The organism is Nonomuraea deserti, from assembly GCF_004348685.1.
GTDB lineage: Bacteria > Actinomycetota > Actinomycetes > Streptosporangiales > Streptosporangiaceae > Nonomuraea > Nonomuraea deserti.
The window spans coordinates 1-17,375 of the sequence record NZ_SMKO01000116.1; the positions used below are offsets into that span (position 1 = coordinate 1).

Below are 17,375 nucleotides of genomic sequence, written 5' to 3' on the forward strand. Positions count from 1 at the left end.
GCGTACGGGGAGGGCAGTGGGGCGGAGAAGGTCCGGCCAGGGCCCGCTATGCACCATCATGGAGCGCGGCAGACGGCCGGTGAGGAATGCGAGGAAACACCATGAGCGAGCTGAACACGTTGATCCTGGAGCGGATCAGGGACGTTCCCGACTACCCGCAACAGGGCGTCCTGTTCAAGGACATCACCCCGCTCCTGGCCGATCCCGTGGCGATGGCCGCCGTGGTGGACGAGCTGGCCGGGTTGCACCAGGTCGACAAGATCGTGGGGATCGAGGCGCGCGGGTTCATCCTCGCCGCTCCGGTGGCGTACCGCGCGGGAGCCGGGTTCGTGCCGGTGCGCAAGAAGGGGAAACTGCCCGCCGAAACCCTCGAGGAGTCCTACGATCTGGAGTACGGCTCCGCGACCATCGAGGTCCACCGTGACGCCCTCGCGCCCGGCGAGCGGGTTCTCATCGTCGACGACGTGCTGGCCACGGGTGGCACCGCCGGGGCGGCCGTGGAGCTGGTGAAGAGGACGGGAGCCGAGGTCGTCGGTGTGGCGGTGCTTATGGAGCTGGCGTTTCTGCACGGGCGTGAGCGGCTGACGGGAGTGCCGTTGCATTCGCTCGTGATCGTCTGAAGCGCCCCGCGACTGCTCAAGTTGGCTGCCTGGATACACTTGGGGGATCTGGACTCGAACGTGAGGAGTCATTGCGTGAGGAGTCTGTGTGCCCCGTGATGTGGTCGCGTCCGACGTAACCGAATCCGGCAACGCCGATGCGCCCGGCGTGCCGGCGGTGCGCCGAAGGCGGTTTGGGGGTGGGGCCATGAATCCGGTGCTGGAGCCGTTGTTCCGTACGGTCCGCGCCACCCATCCCAAGGCCGACCTGCGCCTGATCGAGCGCGCCTACGACGTCGCGGCCTACCACCACCGTGACCAGAAGCGGAAGTCGGGCGACCCCTACATCACCCACCCGCTGGCGGTGGCGACGATCCTCGCCGAGCTCGGCACCGACGACGAGACCTTGTGCGCGGCGCTGCTGCACGACACGGTGGAAGACACCGCCTACAGCCTCGACGAACTGCGCGGCGACTTCGGCGAGACGATCGCCTCCCTGGTCGACGGCGTCACCAAGCTCGACAAGGTCAAGTTCGGCGACGCGGCGCAGGCCGAGACCGTGCGCAAGATGGTCGTCGCCATGTCACGCGACATCCGGGTCCTGATCATCAAGCTGGCCGACCGGCTGCACAACATGCGCACCATGCGCTATCTGCCCGAGCACAAGCGCCACCAGAAGTCGCGCGAGACGCTGGAGATCTTCGCCCCGCTGGCCCACCGCCTGGGCATGAACACGATCAAGTGGGAGCTCGAGGACCTGGCCTTCGCCATGCTCTATCCCAAGCGCTACGACGAGATCGCGCGCATGGTGTCGGAGCGGGCGCCGCGCAGAGACCTGTTCCTGCAGGAGGTCATCGAGAAGGTCTCCGGCGACCTGCGCGAGGCGAGGATCCGCGCCGTCGTCAAGGGCCGGCCGAAGCACTATTACTCGGTCTACCAGAAGATGATCGCCCGCGACGTGGCGTTCGACGACATCTATGACCTGGTGGGCATCCGCGTGCTGGTCGACAGCGTGCGCGACTGCTATGCCGCCCTGGGCACGATCCACGCCCGGTGGAACCCGGTGCCGGGGCGCTTCAAGGACTACATCGCGATGCCCAAGTTCAACATGTACCAATCGCTGCACACGACGGTGATCGGCCCCGAGGGCAAGCCGGTGGAGCTGCAGATCCGCACCCACGCGATGCACCACAGGGCCGAATACGGCGTGGCCGCCCACTGGAAGTACAAGGAGGAGGTCGGCAGCCCCGGCCCTCCCGGCAAGGTCAAGCCGGGCAGCGACATGGCCTGGCTGCGCCAGCTCCTCGACTGGCAGAAGGAGACCTCCGACCCGGGCGAGTTCCTCGAGTCGCTGCGGTTCGACCTGTCGGTGTCGGAGGTCTACGTCTTCACCCCGAAAGGGCAGGTCATCGCGCTGCCCGAGGGGGCCACGCCGGTCGACTTCGCCTACGCCGTGCACACCGAGGTGGGTCATCGCTGCATCGGCGCGCGGGTCAACGGGCGGCTGGTGCCGCTGGAGTCGCGGCTCGGCAACGGCGACACGGTGGAGATCTTCACCTCCAAGTCGCCCGACGCAGGGCCCTCGCGCGACTGGCTGAAGTTCGTCAAGTCCGGCCGCGCCCGTAACAAGATCAGGCAGTGGTTCTCCAAGGAGCGCCGCGAGACCGCGATCGAGGCCGGCAAGGAGGCCATCGGGCGGGCCATGCGCAAGCAGGGCCTGCCGCTGCAGCGGCTGATGTCCGGTGAGGCGCTGCTGGCGCTGGCCCGCGACCTGCGCTATCCCGACGTGTCCGCCCTCTACGCGGCCGTGGGCGAGGGCCACGTCGCGGCCCAGAACGTCGTGCAGAAGCTGGTGGCCTCGATCGGCGGCGTCGACAGCGCCGAGGAGGACATCGCCGAGACCTCGCTGCCGACCCGGCTGCGCGGCCGTCCCAGGGGCGGTGGCGGCGCGGGCGTGGTCGTCGCGGGCGACGCCGACGTGTGGGTACGCCTGTCGAAGTGCTGCACCCCGGTGCCCGGCGATGAGATCGTCGGCTTCGTCACCCGCGGCCACGGCGTGTCGGTGCACCGCGGCGACTGCACCAACGTGCAGCAGCTCAAGGCGCAGCCCGACCGGCTGGTGGAGGTCAGCTGGTCGCCGAGCGACGACAGCGTCTTCCTGGTGGCCATCCAGGTCGAGGCGCTCGACCGGCCGCGCCTGCTGTCCGACGTCACGCGTACGCTCTCCGACCAGCACGTCAACATCCTGAGCGCCTCGGTGACGACCTCGCGCGACCGGGTGGCGGTCAGCAAGTTCACGTTCGAGATGGGCGACCCCAAGCACCTGGGCCACGTGCTGAAGGCCGTACGCAGCATCCAGGGCGTCTTCGACGTCTACCGGGTGAGCGGCGCCGGCGGCTGAGCCGGCCCGGTCAGCCGGCCCGGTCAGCCGATGCGGTCAGCCCGCCAGGCCGGGCAGGTTGACCACGATCGCCTCCTGGGTGCTGCGGGCGATCACCACCACCGCCTCCTGCGACGGGTCCGGATTCTCCTCCCGATGGGGCACGTACGGCGGCACGTAGATGTAGTCGCCCGGGCCCGCCTCGATGCGCACCTCCTTGGCGTCCTCCAGGAACACGAACGCCGGCGTGCCGCTGACCACGTAGATGGCCGTCTCGGACGCCCCGTGGTGGTGGTCGGACGAGCGGGTGGCGGGCGCGACGTGCGTCTGGCCCATCCACAGCCGCGAGGAGCCGGCCGTGGCGCCGCTGATGGCGGCCAGCCGGCGCATGCCGGAGCTCTGCGCCGTATCGCCGGAGAGCTCACCCGCGGGCACGTGACACAGCGGCTGGTGGAACGGGTCGCCCTCGGCCCGGTAGCCCTCCCAGAGCCGCCCTCCGGCCCGCTCCAGCACGCCTGAGGCGACGGCGGCCAGGCGTACGGGGTCGTCGTGCGCGGCGAGCAGCTCGCCGGCCAGCTCGGGGTCGTGCGCGCGCAGTTCGCGCAGCAGCCACTTGCCGCTGCCCTGCCACCTGCGCCCCACGCCCAGCGCGGTCCTGGCGGCCTCCTGGACCACCTCCCAGCGGATGAACGCCTGCTCGCCGGCGTCGGTGACGCCCGCCAGGTCGTCGAGCAGGTCGGACAGCACGTAGCGGGCCCGCTCGGCCTGGTCGGGCGTCAGCCCGCCGGGCCCTGCGGCCAGGCGCTCGCCGAGCGCGCTCTGCAGGTCGCTGGCCCGTCCGCCCGTCCTGTCGGCCAGCACCGCGCCCTCCGCGCACATGCGCGCCAGGCTCGGCCTGCGCCTGCCGAAGTCCTTGTCGAAGTAGGCGTGCAGGCTGGTCTCGCTGTGCACGAACAGCTCCACCGGCCACCCGCGCCAGCGCAGCGACTCGCGGTAGGGCGCGGCCAGGCCGTCGAGCACCACCACGACGTCGAGATCGGAGGTGCTGGTGCGGCGCTCGGTGAGCACGCTGCCGCCGACGAAGGCGTACAGCGCCCCCGGGAACATCTCCTCGACCAGGGCGCGCGCGTCGGTGACGGGATCCATGCCGTCAGCCTAGATCCCAGGTGCCGGCGCGCGCCGCCCTCTCCGGGTAAGGGCCGCGGATCAGCTGAACTCGGCCAGCGTGCGCTCGGCCTCCTCCAGCCACGACCGGCGGGCGGTCAGCGCCTCCTCGGCCTCCTTGACGTCCTTGGCGCGCCCGGCGGCCTGCGCCTTGGACAGCCGCTTCTCCAGCTGGTCGATGGAGGTGCGCAGCTGGTCGACCGTGCTCTGGGCGCGGGCCCTCGCCTCGGGGTTGGAGCGCTTCCACTCGGCGTCCTCGGCTTTGCGAACCGCGTCGTCGACCTTGCGCAGCCCGCCTTCGAGCCGGTCGCGCTGGTCGCGCGGCACGGGGCCGGCGGCTTCCCAGCGCTCCAGGATGTGCCGCAGCGCCGCCCTGGCCGTGCGTACGTCGGTGACGGGGAGAATCTTCTCCGCCTCGGTGAGCAGCTGCTCCTTGACCTCGGCGTTGGCCGCGAGCGAGGCGTCACGCTCGGCGAACACGGCGGAACGGGCCTGGAAGAACTGGTCCTGGGCGCCCTTGAAGCGGGCCCAGAGCTCGTCCTCCGCTTCGCGCGAGGCCCGGCCGGCGCTCTTCCACTGCTGCATCAGGTCGCGGTAGATCGCCGCGGTGCCGCCCCAGTCGGTCGAGTCGGCCAGCGCCTCGGCCTCGGCGACGATGCGCTCCTTGGCCGCGCGCACCCCCTCGCGCTGCTCGTCGAGCCCCGCGAAATACTGCTTGCGGCGCTTGGCGAACGCCGTGCGGGCGGCCGACAGCCGCTTCCACAGCGCGGCCTCGGTGACCCGGTCGATGCGGTCGGCGGCCTTCCACTCCTCGATGAGCTGGCGCAGCCGCTCACCGCCGGACTTCCAGTGGGTGGTCTCGTCGGCGATGCGCTCGGCTTCGGCGACGATGCGTTCCTTGACCGCCCTGGCCTCGGCCCGCGCCTGTTCGCGAGCGGCCTTGACCTCCTCGCGGCGCTGGGCGACCAGCTCCGTCAGGCCGTCGAGCCTGGCCGTCAGCGCGGCGAGGTCGCCGATCGCGTGGGCGTCGGCGACGGCCTCGCGCAGCTTGACGATGCTCGCCTCGGCCTGTGCCGGAGCCAGGTCGGTGCCCCTGACGCGCTGTTCGAGCAGCTGGACCTGACCGGCCAGCTCGTCGTACTTGCGATGGAAGTAGGCCAGTGCCTCTTCGGGTTCACCGGCCTGCCAGGACCCGACGGCTCGCTCTCCCTCAGCCGTACGCACGTAGACGGTGCCGTCGTCGTCTACCCGGCCCCACGGGTCGGTGCTCACCGTGTCCTCCCGCACTATCCATCAGACCCTTCGGGACTACTTCGTCCCTAGTTTGTATTACGTCAGCTCTTGCCGGCGAATGTCACGTCTTTGATTTCGACGCTTTGCTTCGGCGCTCCGGTCCCGTCTCCCGCGTCTGCGACGACGCCTGCTTTGTTCACCTTGTCCAGGATGTCCAGCCCCTTGGTGATCGTACCCACCGGCGTGTATTGCGCGGGGAGGTTGATGTCTCCGAAAACCAGGAAGAACTGGCTGCCCGTGGTGCCGGGCGCCTGGGTCTTGGCCATCGCCATCACACCCCGCTTGTACGTGGCGCCCTCCAGGTTCTCCTCGGCCATGACGTAGCCGGGGCCGCCCGAGCCGTCCTGGCTCTTGCCGTCGGCCTTGGCGAACGGGTCGCCGCACTGGAGCATCGGGAACTGGTCGCTGCCCAGCCGGTGGCACTTGCTGCCGTCGTAGTAGTTCTTCTTGGCCAGGTGCTCGAGCGAGTTGGTCGTGCACGGCGCCTTGGCGTTGTCGAGCTCGATCACGATGTCGCCGCGGTTCGTCTCGAACGTCATCGTCTTCGTCGCCGGCTTGGTCTTCACCTTCTTCGGCGGCATGCCGACGTCCTTGACCTGACCGCCGGTCTTGTCGGCGGTGTAGTCGCACGTGCCGGTCGCCGCGTTGTAGGGCTTGGGCCCCGTGGTCGCCGCCGCCGAGGCGGTGTCCTGCGGCGCCGCCGTGGGGGTCGCCGCCGCGTCCGTCGGCGTGTCACCGCCGCTCATGAACGCGATCGCGGCCACGATGCCGCCGACCACGATCACCACGCCCACGGTGGAGCCGATGATCGCCGTGCGCCTGGCCTTGTGCTCGCGCTCGAGACGGCGCTGCATCTGCCGCTCGTAGTGCTCACGCGCCAGCTGCTTCTGCCGGTCCTTCCCCGTGGCCACCGCTTTGCCTCCCATAGTGAATCAACTGAGGTGGGCGAATCGTATCGGCCAATGGGTAATGATTCGCAGCCCGGCGACCCGCACCGGTACCCTTCGGTTACATTCCCATTGGCTTTTCGACGAGATCACCTGAGGCAGATGCTCATCGCCGGCTTCCCCGCAGGGGCCTTCCAGACCAATTGTTACGTCGTCGCGCCTGCCGCAGGCGAGGAGTGCGTGATCGTCGATCCAGGCCAGGACGCGACCGACGGCGTCGACGAGCTGCTGCGCGAGCACCGGCTCAAGCCGGTCGCGGTCCTGCTCACCCACGGCCACCTCGACCACGTCTGGTCCGTGGCCCCGGTCTGCGGCGCGCGTGACGTCCCCGCGTGGATCCACCCCGACGACCGCCACCTGCTCAGCGATCCCGCGGCCGGCTGGTCCGACACGAGCGCCCAGCTGTTCGGGGGCCTGACGCTGAGCGAGCCCGACGACGTGCGCGAGCTGTCCGACGGCGCCGTGCTCCAGCTCGCCGGCCTCGAGCTCGTGGTCGACCACACCCCGGGCCATACGAGGGGGTCGGTGAGCTTCCGGTCGCCCGCCGACGAGATCATGTTCTCGGGCGACCTGCTGTTCGCCGGCTCCATCGGCCGCTCTGATCTTCCCGGCGGCGACTACGCCACGATCCTGCGCAGCCTGGCTACCAAGTGTCTGCCGCTGCCGGACGATACGGTCGTCCTGCCTGGCCACGGACCACAGACAACGATTGGCCGCGAGCGCGCCGTCAACCCATACCTGAAAGAGGCGGCGCCGCACGCCGGTCCCACACGAGGGATCTAATGAGCTTCCAAGCACCGAAAGGCACCTTCGACTGGCTGCCACCCCGCTCCGAGCGGATCCTCGCCGTACGCGAGGCCCTCGCCGCGCCGCTGCGCGGGGCGGGCTACGGCTACATCGAGACGCCTGTCTTCGAGGACACCCAGCTGTTCGCCAGGGGCGTAGGCGAGTCGACCGACATCGTCTCCAAGGAGATGTACACCTTCCCCGACAAGGCGGGCCGTTCCCTGACCCTGCGCCCGGAGGGCACGGCTTCCGTCGTGCGCGCGGTGCTGCAGCACAACCTGCACGCCGGCCAGCTCCCGGTGAAGATGTGGTATTCCGGCAGCCAGTTCCGCTACGAGCGCGCCCAGAAGGGCCGCTACCGCCACTTCTGGCAGGTGGGAGCCGAGGCCCTCGGGTCGGAGGACCCGGCGCTCGACGCCGAGCTCATCCTGCTCGGCGCCCGCGGGTTCGCGTCGCTCGGCCTCGAGAACGTCACGCTGCTGCTCAACTCGCTCGGCGACAAGGCCTGCCGGCCCGCCTACCGGGCGGCGCTGCAGGAGTTCCTGCGCGGCCTCGACCTCGACGCCGACACCAGGGCCCGCGTCGAGATCAACCCCCTGCGGGTGCTCGACGACAAGCGCCCCGAGGTCCAGGCCCAGCTCACCGGCGCGCCCTTGGTGGTCGACCACCTGTGCGCGGCCTGCGAGGCCTACCACGAGGAGGTCCGTTCCCTGCTGGCCGCGTCCGGGGTCGCGTTCGACGACGACCCGCGGCTGGTGCGGGGGCTCGACTACTACACGCGCACCACGTTCGAGTTCGTCCACGGCGGGCTCGGCTCCCAGTCGGCCGTCGGGGGCGGCGGGCGTTACGACGGGCTGAGCGAGATGCTCGACGGCCCGCCGCTGCCCGGCGTCGGCTGGGCGCTCGGGGTCGACCGCACGTTCCTGGCCATGGAGGCCGAGGGGCTGCTGGACGACCACGCGCGGTCGCGCGTCCAGGTGTACGGTGTCCCGCTGGGTGAAGAGGCCCGCCGCCGGATGTTCCTGATCGTCAACGAGCTGCGCGCGGCGGGCGTCAGCGCCGACATGGCCTTCGGCGGCAAGGGGCTCAAGGGCGCGATGAAGGGCGCAGACCGCTCGGGCGCCGGGTTCGCGCTGATCCTGGGCGAGCGTGACCTCGCGGCCGAGGCCGTGCAGGTGAAAAACCTGACCGACGCCGAGCAGACCGAGGTGCCGCTGGCCAAGGTCGTCGACGTCCTGAAGGGGAAGGTGCAGTGATCGGCCGGCTCGTCGCCCTTCCTTCGTCGTCTCTCCTGTCCGTGCGAAGGGAAGGCGCGGTGATCCGCCGGCCGGCACGTGCCGGGTGCTCGCCGTCCGTTCGCCTCTTCCATCCGTGTGAAGGGAAGGCGCGGTGATCCGCCGCTCGGCTGATGCCGGGTCGCCGCCGTCCCTTCGCCCCTCCTATCCGTACGAAGGGAAAGTGCAGTGATCCGCACGCATACCGCCGGGTCGCTCCGAGAGGAGCACGCCGGGCAGCAGGTGACGCTCGCAGGATGGGTGGCCCGCCGCCGTGACCACGGCGGCGTCGTCTTCATCGACCTGCGTGACGCCTCCGGCTCGGCGCAGGTGGTCTTCCGCGAGGAGGACCACGCCCACGACCTGCGCGCCGAATACTGCGTGCAGGTCGTCGGCCAGGTCAGGGTGCGTCCCGAGGGCAACGAGAACCCCGACCTGCCCACCGGCGCGATCGAGGTGGTGGCCGACCGGGTCGAGGTGCTCAGCGAGTCGGCGCCGCTGCCGTTCCCCATCGAGGGCAGCGTGGGGGTGTCGGAGGAGGCGCGGCTCAAATACCGCTATCTCGACATCCGCCGCCATCAGGTCGCCACGGCGATGCGCACCCGGTCCAAGGCCACCTACCTCGCCAACGAGGTGATGCACGAGCTCGGCTTCGTCTACGTCGAGACGCCGACGCTGACCCGTTCCACGCCTGAGGGCGCGCGTGACTTCCTGGTCCCGGTGCGCCTCCAGCCGGGCAACTGGTACGCGCTGCCGCAGTCGCCCCAGCTGTTCAAGCAGCTGCTGCAGGTGGCCGGGCTGGAGCGCTACTACCAGCTGGCCAAGTGCTACCGCGACGAGGACCTGCGGGCCGACCGCCAGCCGGAGTTCACCCAGATCGACGTCGAGATGTCCTTCGTCGACCAGGAGGACGTGATCCAGGTCGGCGAGACGCTGATCGGCCGGCTGTGGAAGGAGATCGCCGGTTACGAGCTGCCGGCGCCGCTGCCGCGCATGACGTACGCGGAGGCGATGGACCGCTACGGCTCCGACAAGCCGGACCTGCGCTTCGGCCAGGAGCTCGTCGAGATGACCTCATACTTCTCCGGCACCTCTTTCCGCGTCTTCCAGGCCGACTACGTGGGCGCCGTCGTCATGCCCGGCGGAGCCTCGCAGACCCGTAAGGAGCTCGACGGCTGGCAGGAGTGGGCCCGCTCGCGTGGCGCCAAGGGCCTGGCCTACGTGCTCGTCCAGGAAGACGGCACGCTCGGCGGCCCGGTCGCGAAGAACCTGTCGGAGGCGGAGATCTCCGGGCTGGCCGGCAAGGTCGGGGCCAAGCCCGGCGACGCGGTGTTCTTCGCCGCGGGCGCCAGGAACGCCGCGCGCGACCTGCTGGGCGCGGCCCGGCTGGAGATCGGGCGTCGCTGCGACCTCATCGACGAGTCGCAGTGGTCGTTCCTGTGGGTCGTCGACGCGCCCATGTTCGAAGAGGACGGCGAGGGCGGCTGGACGGCCGTGCACCACCCGTTCACCGGGCCGAAGCCGGAGTGGGCCGACAATTTCCAGGACCACCCGGGTGAGGCGCTGGCCTACGCGTACGACATGGTCTGCAACGGCATGGAGATCGGCGGCGGCTCGATCCGTATCCACCGGGCCGAGATGCAGCAGCGCGTGTTCGACGTGCTCGGCATCTCCAAGGAGGAGGCGGAGAGCAAGTTCGGCTTCCTGCTGGAAGCGTTCAAGTACGGCCCGCCGCCGCACGGCGGCATCGCCTACGGCTGGGACCGCATCTGCATGCTGCTGTCCGGCGGCGAGTCGATCCGTGACGTGATCGCGTTCCCGAAGACGGCCTCCGGCTTCGACCCGCTCACGGGCGCGCCCACGCCGATCACGGCCGGCCAGCGTAAGGAGGCGGGCGTCGACGCGCCGCCCAAGCCGTAACAGGCCGCGAAACGGGTGACGGCAGGCGCCTCGACGCCTGCCGTCACCCGTTCGCGCGGGGTCAGGAGAAGGTGATCTTCTTGATGATCACCGGCTTCTTGGGGGCGGTGGTGCCGCCGTCGCCGGTGATGTCGTTGTTGTTGAGGAGCAGGTCCTGCCCGCTCGTGGCCAGCCCGAGCAGCATGTCCATGCCCTCGCTGATCGTGCCGATGACGGAGTAGCCCGCGCCGACCTGAAGGTTCTCGTCCGACAGGGAGATGGCGAACTGGCTGTTGTTGCGGCCCGCCGCCTCACTGGGCTGGGTCATGAACACCACGCCCTTGCCCAGCGGGATGTCGGTGTTCTCGTCGGCGTAGACGTAGCCCGCGGTGCCCTGCCCGTCGGTCGGGTTCTTGCCGTCGGCCTTGGCCTGCGGGTCGCCGCACTGCAGCATGTGCACGCCGGCGACGTCGGGGGTGACCAGCCGGTGGCACTTCATGTCGTCGTAGAACTTCTTCTTCGCCAGGAAGCGCATCGAGTTGATCGCGCACGGCGCCGCCTCGGTCATGAGGTCGACGGCGAAGGTGCCGCGGTTGGTGGCGACCGTCATCTTCTTCAGCTTCATGCTGGGCTTCTTGCCCGGCAGCCCGACGAACTTGTGGGGGAGCGACTTGTCCCGCTTGTACGTGCAGGTCACCGGTCCTGTCTTGGTCGGGCTCGGCGTCGTCCCCGGCGGTGTGACGGACGCGCTGGCGGAGGGGGTGCTCTTCGCCGTGGCCTCGCCGGGGTCCTTGTTGACCATCGTGGTCGCGGCGAAGACCCCGCCCGCCACCACGACCACCGCCACGCCCGCGCCGAGGAAGGTGTTCCGCCTCGCCTTGGAGGTCTGGTCGGCGGCGCGCCTGGCCTGCCGTTCCTTGTGCTCCCGCGCCAGCTCTCTCTGGCGGTCTTCTTCGTTCTGGCGGTCGTCGCCGCTCACCGCTATGTCCTCTCGCTTTTGCCCACGCATGACCAAACAACTCCGCGCATGCTACCGGCCTCCGATATGTGCCGGACGTAAGTGGCGAAAGCCGATGGTGCGACGGGTGTGATCGCTGGTCGCCGCCGTCGCCGCCCGCGTTCCCCATGGGGTGCGCGGCTGGATGCGCAGGCCGCCGCCGCGCGGGCCTCGCGGGCCCGGCGGACCCTGTAACCTCGCGTTGTGGACAGCCTGTTCGATTCGGCGGCTGAGGAGGCCACGCCGCAGCCCCTGGCGGTGCGCATGCGCCCGCGCACCCTCGACGAGGTGATCGGCCAGCGGCACCTGCTCGGCTCCGGCACCCCGCTGCGTCGCCTGGTCGAGAGCGAGGCGCCCATGTCGCTGTTCCTGTGGGGGCCGCCGGGCACCGGCAAGACGACCCTCGCCTACGTGGTCTCCAACGTCACCAAGCGCCGCTTCGTCGAGATCTCCGCCGTGTCGGCCGGCGTCAAGGACGTGCGGGCGGCCATCGACAACGCCCGGCGCGAGCTGGGCATGACCGGCCGGCAGACCGTGCTGTTCGTCGACGAGGTGCACCGTTTCAATAAGGCCCAGCAGGACGCGCTGCTGCCCGCCGTGGAGAACCGCTGGGTCACGTTCATCGGCGCCACCACGGAAAACCCGTTCTTCTCGGTCATCTCGCCGCTGCTGTCGCGCTCGCTGCTCCTCACCCTGGAGTCCCTGACCGACGACGACGTCCGCGCGGTGCTGGAGCGGGCGGTGTCCGACCCGCGCGGCCTGGACGGGCGCGCGACGCTGGCGCCGGCCGCCCTGGAGCATCTCGTACGCCTCGCGGGCGGCGACGCGCGCCGGTCGCTGACCTACCTGGAGGCGGCGGCGCTGCTGGGCGACGACATCACCGTCGAGGTGGTGGAGAAGGCCGTCGACAAGGCCGCCGTGCGCTACGACCGGCAGGGCGACCAGCACTACGACGTGATCAGCGCCTTCATCAAGTCGATGCGCGGTTCCGACGCCGACGCCGCGCTCCACTACCTCGCCCGCATGATCGAGGCCGGCGAGGACCCCCGGTTCATCGCCCGCCGCATCGTCATCTTCGCCTCCGAGGACGTCGGCATGGCCGACCCCACCTGCCTGCAGACCGCCGTGGCCGCCGCGCAGGCGGTGCAGCTCATCGGGCTGCCCGAAGGGCAGATCAACCTCGCCCAGGCGGTCATCCACTGCGCGACGGCGCCCAAGTCCAACGCGGTCGTCAAGGCCATCGGGGCGGCGGTCGGAGACGTCCGCAAGGGCCTGATCGGCCAGGTGCCCGGCCACCTGCGCGACGCCCATTACCCTGGCGCCGCCAAGCTGGGCCACGGCGACGGCTACAAATACCCCCACGACTTCGACCACGGGCTGGTGCGCCAGGACTACGCGCCCGAGCAGGTGCGCGACAGGCGCTACTACGAGCCCACCAGGCACGGCGCCGAGGGGCCCGTGGCCGAGCGCTGGGCCAGGATCCGCGCCTTCCTGCGCGGCGCCTGAGGTCCGCGAGCGTGCCGGGCGGCTGTACGGTTACAACAGTGACGGCGGGACACGCCGCTAGCGCGTCGCGCGCATCTGCCGATGCCGGAGCGGCGGCTCGTGGCCGGGATCGTGGCGGCACGCGGTCTCACACGGGCGGTCACGGAAGTGCCGGGGGCCGACGTGGCGGCCTGATCAAGGTCGCTTTCCCCACTAATGTGGTCGCTCGAACGCGATAGGGTCTTGCCGTTCCGGCCCAGCGTACGAGGGAGATGCGCGGATGCTTACCGCTGGAGAGGTCGCCGGGCTGATCGCGGCCACGGGCTGGATAGTCCTGGTCTGCGTGCTGGCCATGGTGCTCGTCAAGGTCGCCAGGCTGCTCACCGAGACCACCAAGGCGGTCTCCGATCTCAACAACCGGCTGACGCCGCTGCTCGACGACATGAGCGTCACGGTCAACGAGACCAACAGGCAGCTGGTCGCCGTCGAGGCCATCGCCAGAGACGTCAAGCAGGTCAGCGGCCACGCGGCCAAGCTGAGCGCGGTGACGCAGACCATCTTCACCGGTCCGCTGATCAAGGTGTCGTCGCTCGGCTACGGCGTGCGGCGTGCCATCGAGGCCCGCAGGTCGCCCAGGCCGGGGCGGGCGGCGCAGAGGCGGCCGAGATGATCAGGCGGCTGTTCTACCTCTCGCTCGGCGCGTTCCTCGCCTTCTGGGTGATGCGCAGGCTGCAGGCCCTCCACCCCGACCACGTCGCCCGTCGCACCGCCGACGGCGCGGCGGGCATGCTCCGGCGGGTGAGAGACTTTACTTCCGACGCGCTCGGCGAGGCCGCCGGCCGCGAAACAGAGTTGCGGGCGCGCTTCGGGCTCGACGACGCTGATGACAACAAGTGATTCCCACAACCACGCAAAGGATGGCCACCATGGAGTCGGCAGAGATCGCCCGCCGCTTCCTGCGCTTCTTCGAGGAGCGTGGGCACAAGATAGTGCCCTCGGCCAGCCTGATCGCTGAGGACCCCACGCTACTCCTGGTTCCTGCCGGTATGGTGCCGTTCAAGCCGTACTTCCTGGGGCAGCGCAAGCCTCCGGCGTCCCGGCTGGCCACCGCGCAGAAGTGTGTCCGCACCCCCGACATCGAAGAGGTCGGCAAGACCACGCGGCACGCGACGTTCTTCCAGATGCTGGGCAACTTCTCCTTCGGCGACTACTTCAAGGCCGAAGTGATCCCGTTCGCGTGGGAGCTGCTCACCAGATCCGAGTCCGACGGCGGCTTCGGCTTCCCCGAAGACCGGCTCTGGGCGACCGTCTACCTCGACGACGACGAGGCGTACGACATCTGGCGCAACGGCGTCGGCCTGCCCGACGAGCGCATCCAGCGCCGCGGCCTGGAGGACAACTACTGGCACATGGGCGTGGCCGGGCCCGGCGGCCCGTGCTCGGAGATCTACTACGACCGCGGCCCCGAATACGGCAAGGAGGGCGGCCCCGTCGCCGACGAGGACCGCTACCTCGAGGTGTGGAACCTCGTGTTCATGCAGTACCAGCTCAGCCAGGTCCGTTCCAAGGTCGACTTCGACGTGTCCGGCGAGCTGCCCTCGAAGAACATCGACACCGGCATGGGCCTCGAGCGCATGGCGACGATCCTGCAGGGCGTCGACAACCTCTACGAGATCGACACCACCTACAAGATCCTCGACCGCGCGGCCGAGCTCACCAAGACCCGCTACGGGCGCGACCACCGTTCCGACGTCAGCCTGCGGGTCATCGCCGACCACGTGCGCACCGGCACCATGCTGGTCGCCGACGGCGTCCTGCCCGGCAACGAGGGCCGCGGCTACGTTCTGCGCCGCATCCTGCGCCGCACGGTGCGCAACCTGCGCCTGCTCGGCTCCGGCGACGACCGCTACATGCACGAGCTGACCGACGTCGCGATCAACGTCATGGGCGAGCAGTATCCCGAGCTCAAGGCGGACGCGCCGCAGATCCACGGCATCATCGACGCCGAGGAGGCGTCCTTCCTCGGCACGCTGCGCACCGGCACGGCCATCTTCGACGTGGCGGTCGAGGAGACCAAGCGCAGGTCGGCCACCACGCTCCCCGGTGAGCAGGCGTTCAAGCTCCACGACACCTACGGCTTCCCGATCGACCTGACGCTGGAGATGGCGGCCGAGCACGGGCTCGAGGTCGACGAGGAGGGCTTCCGCCGCCTCATGAAGGAGCAGCGGCAGGCGGCCAAGGCCGACGCCGCGGCGAAGAAGACCGGCAACGCCGACATTTCTGTCTTCGGGCAGCTGCTCGAGGCGTCGGGCAAGGTCGACTTCCTCGGCTACGACCAGACCGAGGCCGACACCAGCGTGGTCGGCATCCTCGCCGACGGGGTGTCCGTGCCGGCGGCGGGCGCGGGTTCGAGCGTTGAGATCGTGCTCGCGCGCACCCCGTTCTACGCCGAGGGCGGCGGCCAGCTCGCCGACCAGGGCGTGATCCGCACCAGCGGCGCGGAGGTCGAGGTCGTCGACGTGCAGTCGCCGCTCACGGGGCTCGTCGTGCACCGCGGCAAGGTCCGCAAGGGCGAGATCAGGGTCGGCGACGAGGCGCAGGCGGAGATCGACGTCGAGCGCCGCCGCGCGATCTCGCGCAGCCACAGCGCCACCCACCTCGTTCACCGCGGCTTCAAGAACGCGCTCGGCGAGACGGCGGCGCAGGCCGGCTCGGAAAACTCACCCGGCCGCTTCCGCTTCGACTTCACCGCCTCGGGCGCGGTGCCGCAGAGCGTGCTGCGCGACGTCGAGGACGAAGTCAACGCCGTGCTCATCAACGACCTCCAGGTCAACGCCTTCTACACCTCCCAGGCGGAGGCCAGGGCGATGGGCGCGCTGGCCATGTTCGGCGAGAAATACGGCGACGAGGTCCGCGTGGTCGAGATCGGCGACTACTCCCGCGAGCTGTGCGGTGGCACCCACGTGCACAGCTCCGGCCAGCTCGGCCTGGTCAAGGTGCTGGGCGAGCAGTCCGTCGGCGCCGGGGTGCGCCGCGTCGAGGCCCTCGTCGGCATCGACGCCTTCCGTTTCCTGGCGCGCGAGAGCGTGCTGGTCGCCCAGCTCACCGAGCAGCTCAAGGCGCGCCGCGAAGAGCTCCCCGAGCGCATCGACGGCATCGTCACCCGGTTGCGCACGGCCGAGAAGGAGCTGGACAAGCTCCGCTCCGCCCAGGTGCTCCAGGTGGCGGGTGACCTGGCCGCCCAGGCTCGTGACCTGCACGGAGTCTCCGTGGTGACACACCGCGCGCCTGATGGCACCGGCGCCGATGATCTGCGTAAGCTCGCGCTTGATGTGCGTGGCAGGTTCCCGGCCGACAGACCGGCGGTCATCGTGATCGCCGGCGCCCCCTCCGACAGGCCCGTGGTGGTTGCCGCGGTCAACGAGGCGGGGCGCGAGCGGGGGCTCAAAGCCGGGCAACTGGTCGGCGTCGCCGCCAAGGCTCTTGGGGGTGGCGGTGGCGGCAAGGACGATGTCGCGCAAGGCGGCGGCACGCGACCGGAGGCGATCGGCGACGCGCTGCGCCTGGTCGAGCAGGCCGTCGCTGACCAGGTCAGCCGATAGCCCGGCCGACATGAGATTCGGTGCGCGGATCGGCGTGGACGTCGGCTCCGTACGCGTGGGCGTGGCCCGCAGCGACCCTTCGGGCATGCTGGCCACGCCGGTCGAGACCGTCAGACGCGGCAAGGGCACCCTCGACCGCATCGCCGCGATCGTCGCCGAGCACGAGGCGATCGAGGTCGTGGTCGGGCTGCCCACCTCGCTGTCGGGGCGTGAAGGGCAGGCGGCCGCGCTGGCGCGCGAGTTCGCCTCGGCCCTGGCGGCCCGGGTGGCGCCGACCCCGGTGCGGCTGTTCGACGAGCGGCTGACCACGGTGACCGCCCAGCAAGGGCTCAGGGCCAGCGGCGTGCGGGCGAAGAAGCAGCGCGGCGTCGTCGACCAGGCGGCCGCGGTCGTGCTGCTCCAGGATGCCCTCGACTCCGAACGCGCCACGGAAAGACCACCAGGCAGGCCCGTCGAACCGCCACCGGCGGCCGGCGGACCTGCCTCATGAGCGGCCGATCGACGGGCCCTTGCCGTGACCGGCGCGGGTGCGAGGCTGCCCCGTGCGCGCGGTCCGCTGCGGCGGAGCGAAGGTGTGCTCCCGTCACGAACGCGCGTGGCGAGGTGGTCTCGTGAACGGCACGCCCGAAGACGACGACGTGATCCCTTTCCTCGACGCGGACGACGACGCCGACCCGGTGCCCGGGCGGGGGAGCGGTACCCGGCCGCACCAGGCGGCAGGGCCGCACCCGGCCCCCGAACCAGGGGCGCGAGTGTCTTCCGGAGCGAGCCCCGAGGAGGCTTCCGAGCCGAACCCCGGGCCGGGCTCCAAGGCGGCTTCCGCGCTTGGTTCCGAAACTGGCCCCGGGCCGGGTTCGGGGGCGGCATCTGCGCTGGGCTCAGGGCCGGGCTCCGAGGCGGCTTCCGAGCTTGGCTCAGGGCCGGGCTCCGAGGCGGCTTCCGAGCTGGG

At 70.4% G+C, this 17,375-nt stretch carries 14 protein-coding genes; 10 read left to right on the top strand and 4 right to left on the bottom strand.

From position 1 onward, the window contains the following. Positions 1 to 101: 101 nt before the first annotated feature. Positions 102 to 620, top strand: a complete 519-nt coding sequence (locus E1292_RS32160; protein ID WP_132599705.1) for an adenine phosphoribosyltransferase — start codon at positions 102 to 104, stop codon at positions 618 to 620. Positions 621 to 807: 187 nt separating this feature from the next. Further along, complete coding sequence (locus tag E1292_RS32165; protein ID WP_132599707.1) at positions 808 to 3,000, top strand: RelA/SpoT family protein; 2,193 nt, start codon at positions 808 to 810, stop codon at positions 2,998 to 3,000. Positions 3,001 to 3,036: 36 nt separating this feature from the next. On the opposite strand, the gene E1292_RS54230 is transcribed toward E1292_RS32165, so the two are convergent. From E1292_RS54230 to E1292_RS32185, 3 genes are all read right to left on the bottom strand, one after another. Next, complete coding sequence (locus E1292_RS54230) at positions 3,037 to 4,125, bottom strand: cupin domain-containing protein (RefSeq protein WP_246090482.1); 1,089 nt, start codon at positions 4,123 to 4,125, stop codon at positions 3,037 to 3,039. A gap of 60 nt (positions 4,126 to 4,185) precedes the next feature. After that, on the bottom strand, positions 4,186 to 5,415 hold the full coding sequence (locus tag E1292_RS32180; RefSeq protein WP_132599709.1) for a DUF349 domain-containing protein: 1,230 nt from the start codon (positions 5,413 to 5,415) through the stop codon (positions 4,186 to 4,188). A 62-nt stretch (positions 5,416 to 5,477) separates the two neighbouring features. Beyond that, positions 5,478 to 6,347, bottom strand: a complete 870-nt coding sequence (locus tag E1292_RS32185; RefSeq protein ID WP_342775727.1) for a peptidylprolyl isomerase — start codon at positions 6,345 to 6,347, stop codon at positions 5,478 to 5,480. A gap of 138 nt (positions 6,348 to 6,485) precedes the next feature. On the opposite strand from E1292_RS32185, the gene E1292_RS32190 reads away from it, so the two are divergent. The 3 genes from E1292_RS32190 to aspS all read left to right on the top strand — a co-directional run bounded on the left by E1292_RS32190 (position 6,486) and on the right by aspS (position 10,363). Next, positions 6,486 to 7,166 (top strand): MBL fold metallo-hydrolase, encoded by a 681-nt coding sequence (locus E1292_RS32190; protein ID WP_132599713.1) that lies wholly within the window; start codon positions 6,486 to 6,488, stop codon positions 7,164 to 7,166. Then, positions 7,166 to 8,425 carry a histidine--tRNA ligase gene (hisS, locus tag E1292_RS32195; RefSeq protein WP_132599715.1) on the top strand — a complete coding sequence of 420 codons (1,260 nt, stop codon included), beginning with the start codon at positions 7,166 to 7,168 and terminating at the stop codon, positions 8,423 to 8,425. Before E1292_RS32190 ends, hisS begins: the two co-directional genes overlap by 1 nt. A 207-nt stretch (positions 8,426 to 8,632) precedes the next feature. Continuing rightward, on the top strand, positions 8,633 to 10,363 hold the full coding sequence (gene aspS, locus E1292_RS32200) for an aspartate--tRNA ligase (RefSeq protein WP_132599718.1): 1,731 nt from the start codon (positions 8,633 to 8,635) through the stop codon (positions 10,361 to 10,363). Positions 10,364 to 10,424: 61 nt separating this feature from the next. Here aspS and E1292_RS32205 read toward each other — a convergent pair whose 3' ends face one another. Beyond that, positions 10,425 to 11,321: a peptidylprolyl isomerase gene (locus E1292_RS32205; protein ID WP_246090483.1), complete on the bottom strand. Its 897-nt coding sequence runs from the start codon at positions 11,319 to 11,321 to the stop codon at positions 10,425 to 10,427. A gap of 222 nt (positions 11,322 to 11,543) precedes the next feature. Between E1292_RS32205 and E1292_RS32210 the strand changes: the two genes are divergently transcribed. The 5 genes from E1292_RS32210 (at position 11,544) to ruvX (ending at position 16,916) form a co-directional block, all read left to right on the top strand. Then, a complete protein-coding gene (locus tag E1292_RS32210) occupies positions 11,544 to 12,845 on the top strand; it encodes a replication-associated recombination protein A (RefSeq protein WP_132599724.1) in 1,302 nt (433 codons plus the stop codon). Positions 12,846 to 13,104: 259 nt separating this feature from the next. Then, positions 13,105 to 13,494, top strand: coding sequence for a DUF948 domain-containing protein (locus tag E1292_RS32215; RefSeq protein WP_132599727.1), 390 nt, complete (start codon positions 13,105 to 13,107; stop codon positions 13,492 to 13,494). Further along, a complete protein-coding gene (locus E1292_RS32220; protein WP_132599730.1) occupies positions 13,491 to 13,721 on the top strand; it encodes a hypothetical protein in 231 nt (76 codons plus the stop codon). Before E1292_RS32215 ends, E1292_RS32220 begins: the two co-directional genes overlap by 4 nt. A gap of 29 nt (positions 13,722 to 13,750) precedes the next feature. After that, positions 13,751 to 16,426 carry an alanine--tRNA ligase gene (alaS, locus tag E1292_RS32225; RefSeq protein WP_132599733.1) on the top strand — a complete coding sequence of 892 codons (2,676 nt, stop codon included), beginning with the start codon at positions 13,751 to 13,753 and terminating at the stop codon, positions 16,424 to 16,426. A gap of 10 nt (positions 16,427 to 16,436) precedes the next feature. Then, complete coding sequence (gene ruvX, locus E1292_RS32230; RefSeq protein WP_132339202.1) at positions 16,437 to 16,916, top strand: Holliday junction resolvase RuvX; 480 nt, start codon at positions 16,437 to 16,439, stop codon at positions 16,914 to 16,916. Positions 16,917 to 17,375: the final 459 nt, after the last annotated feature.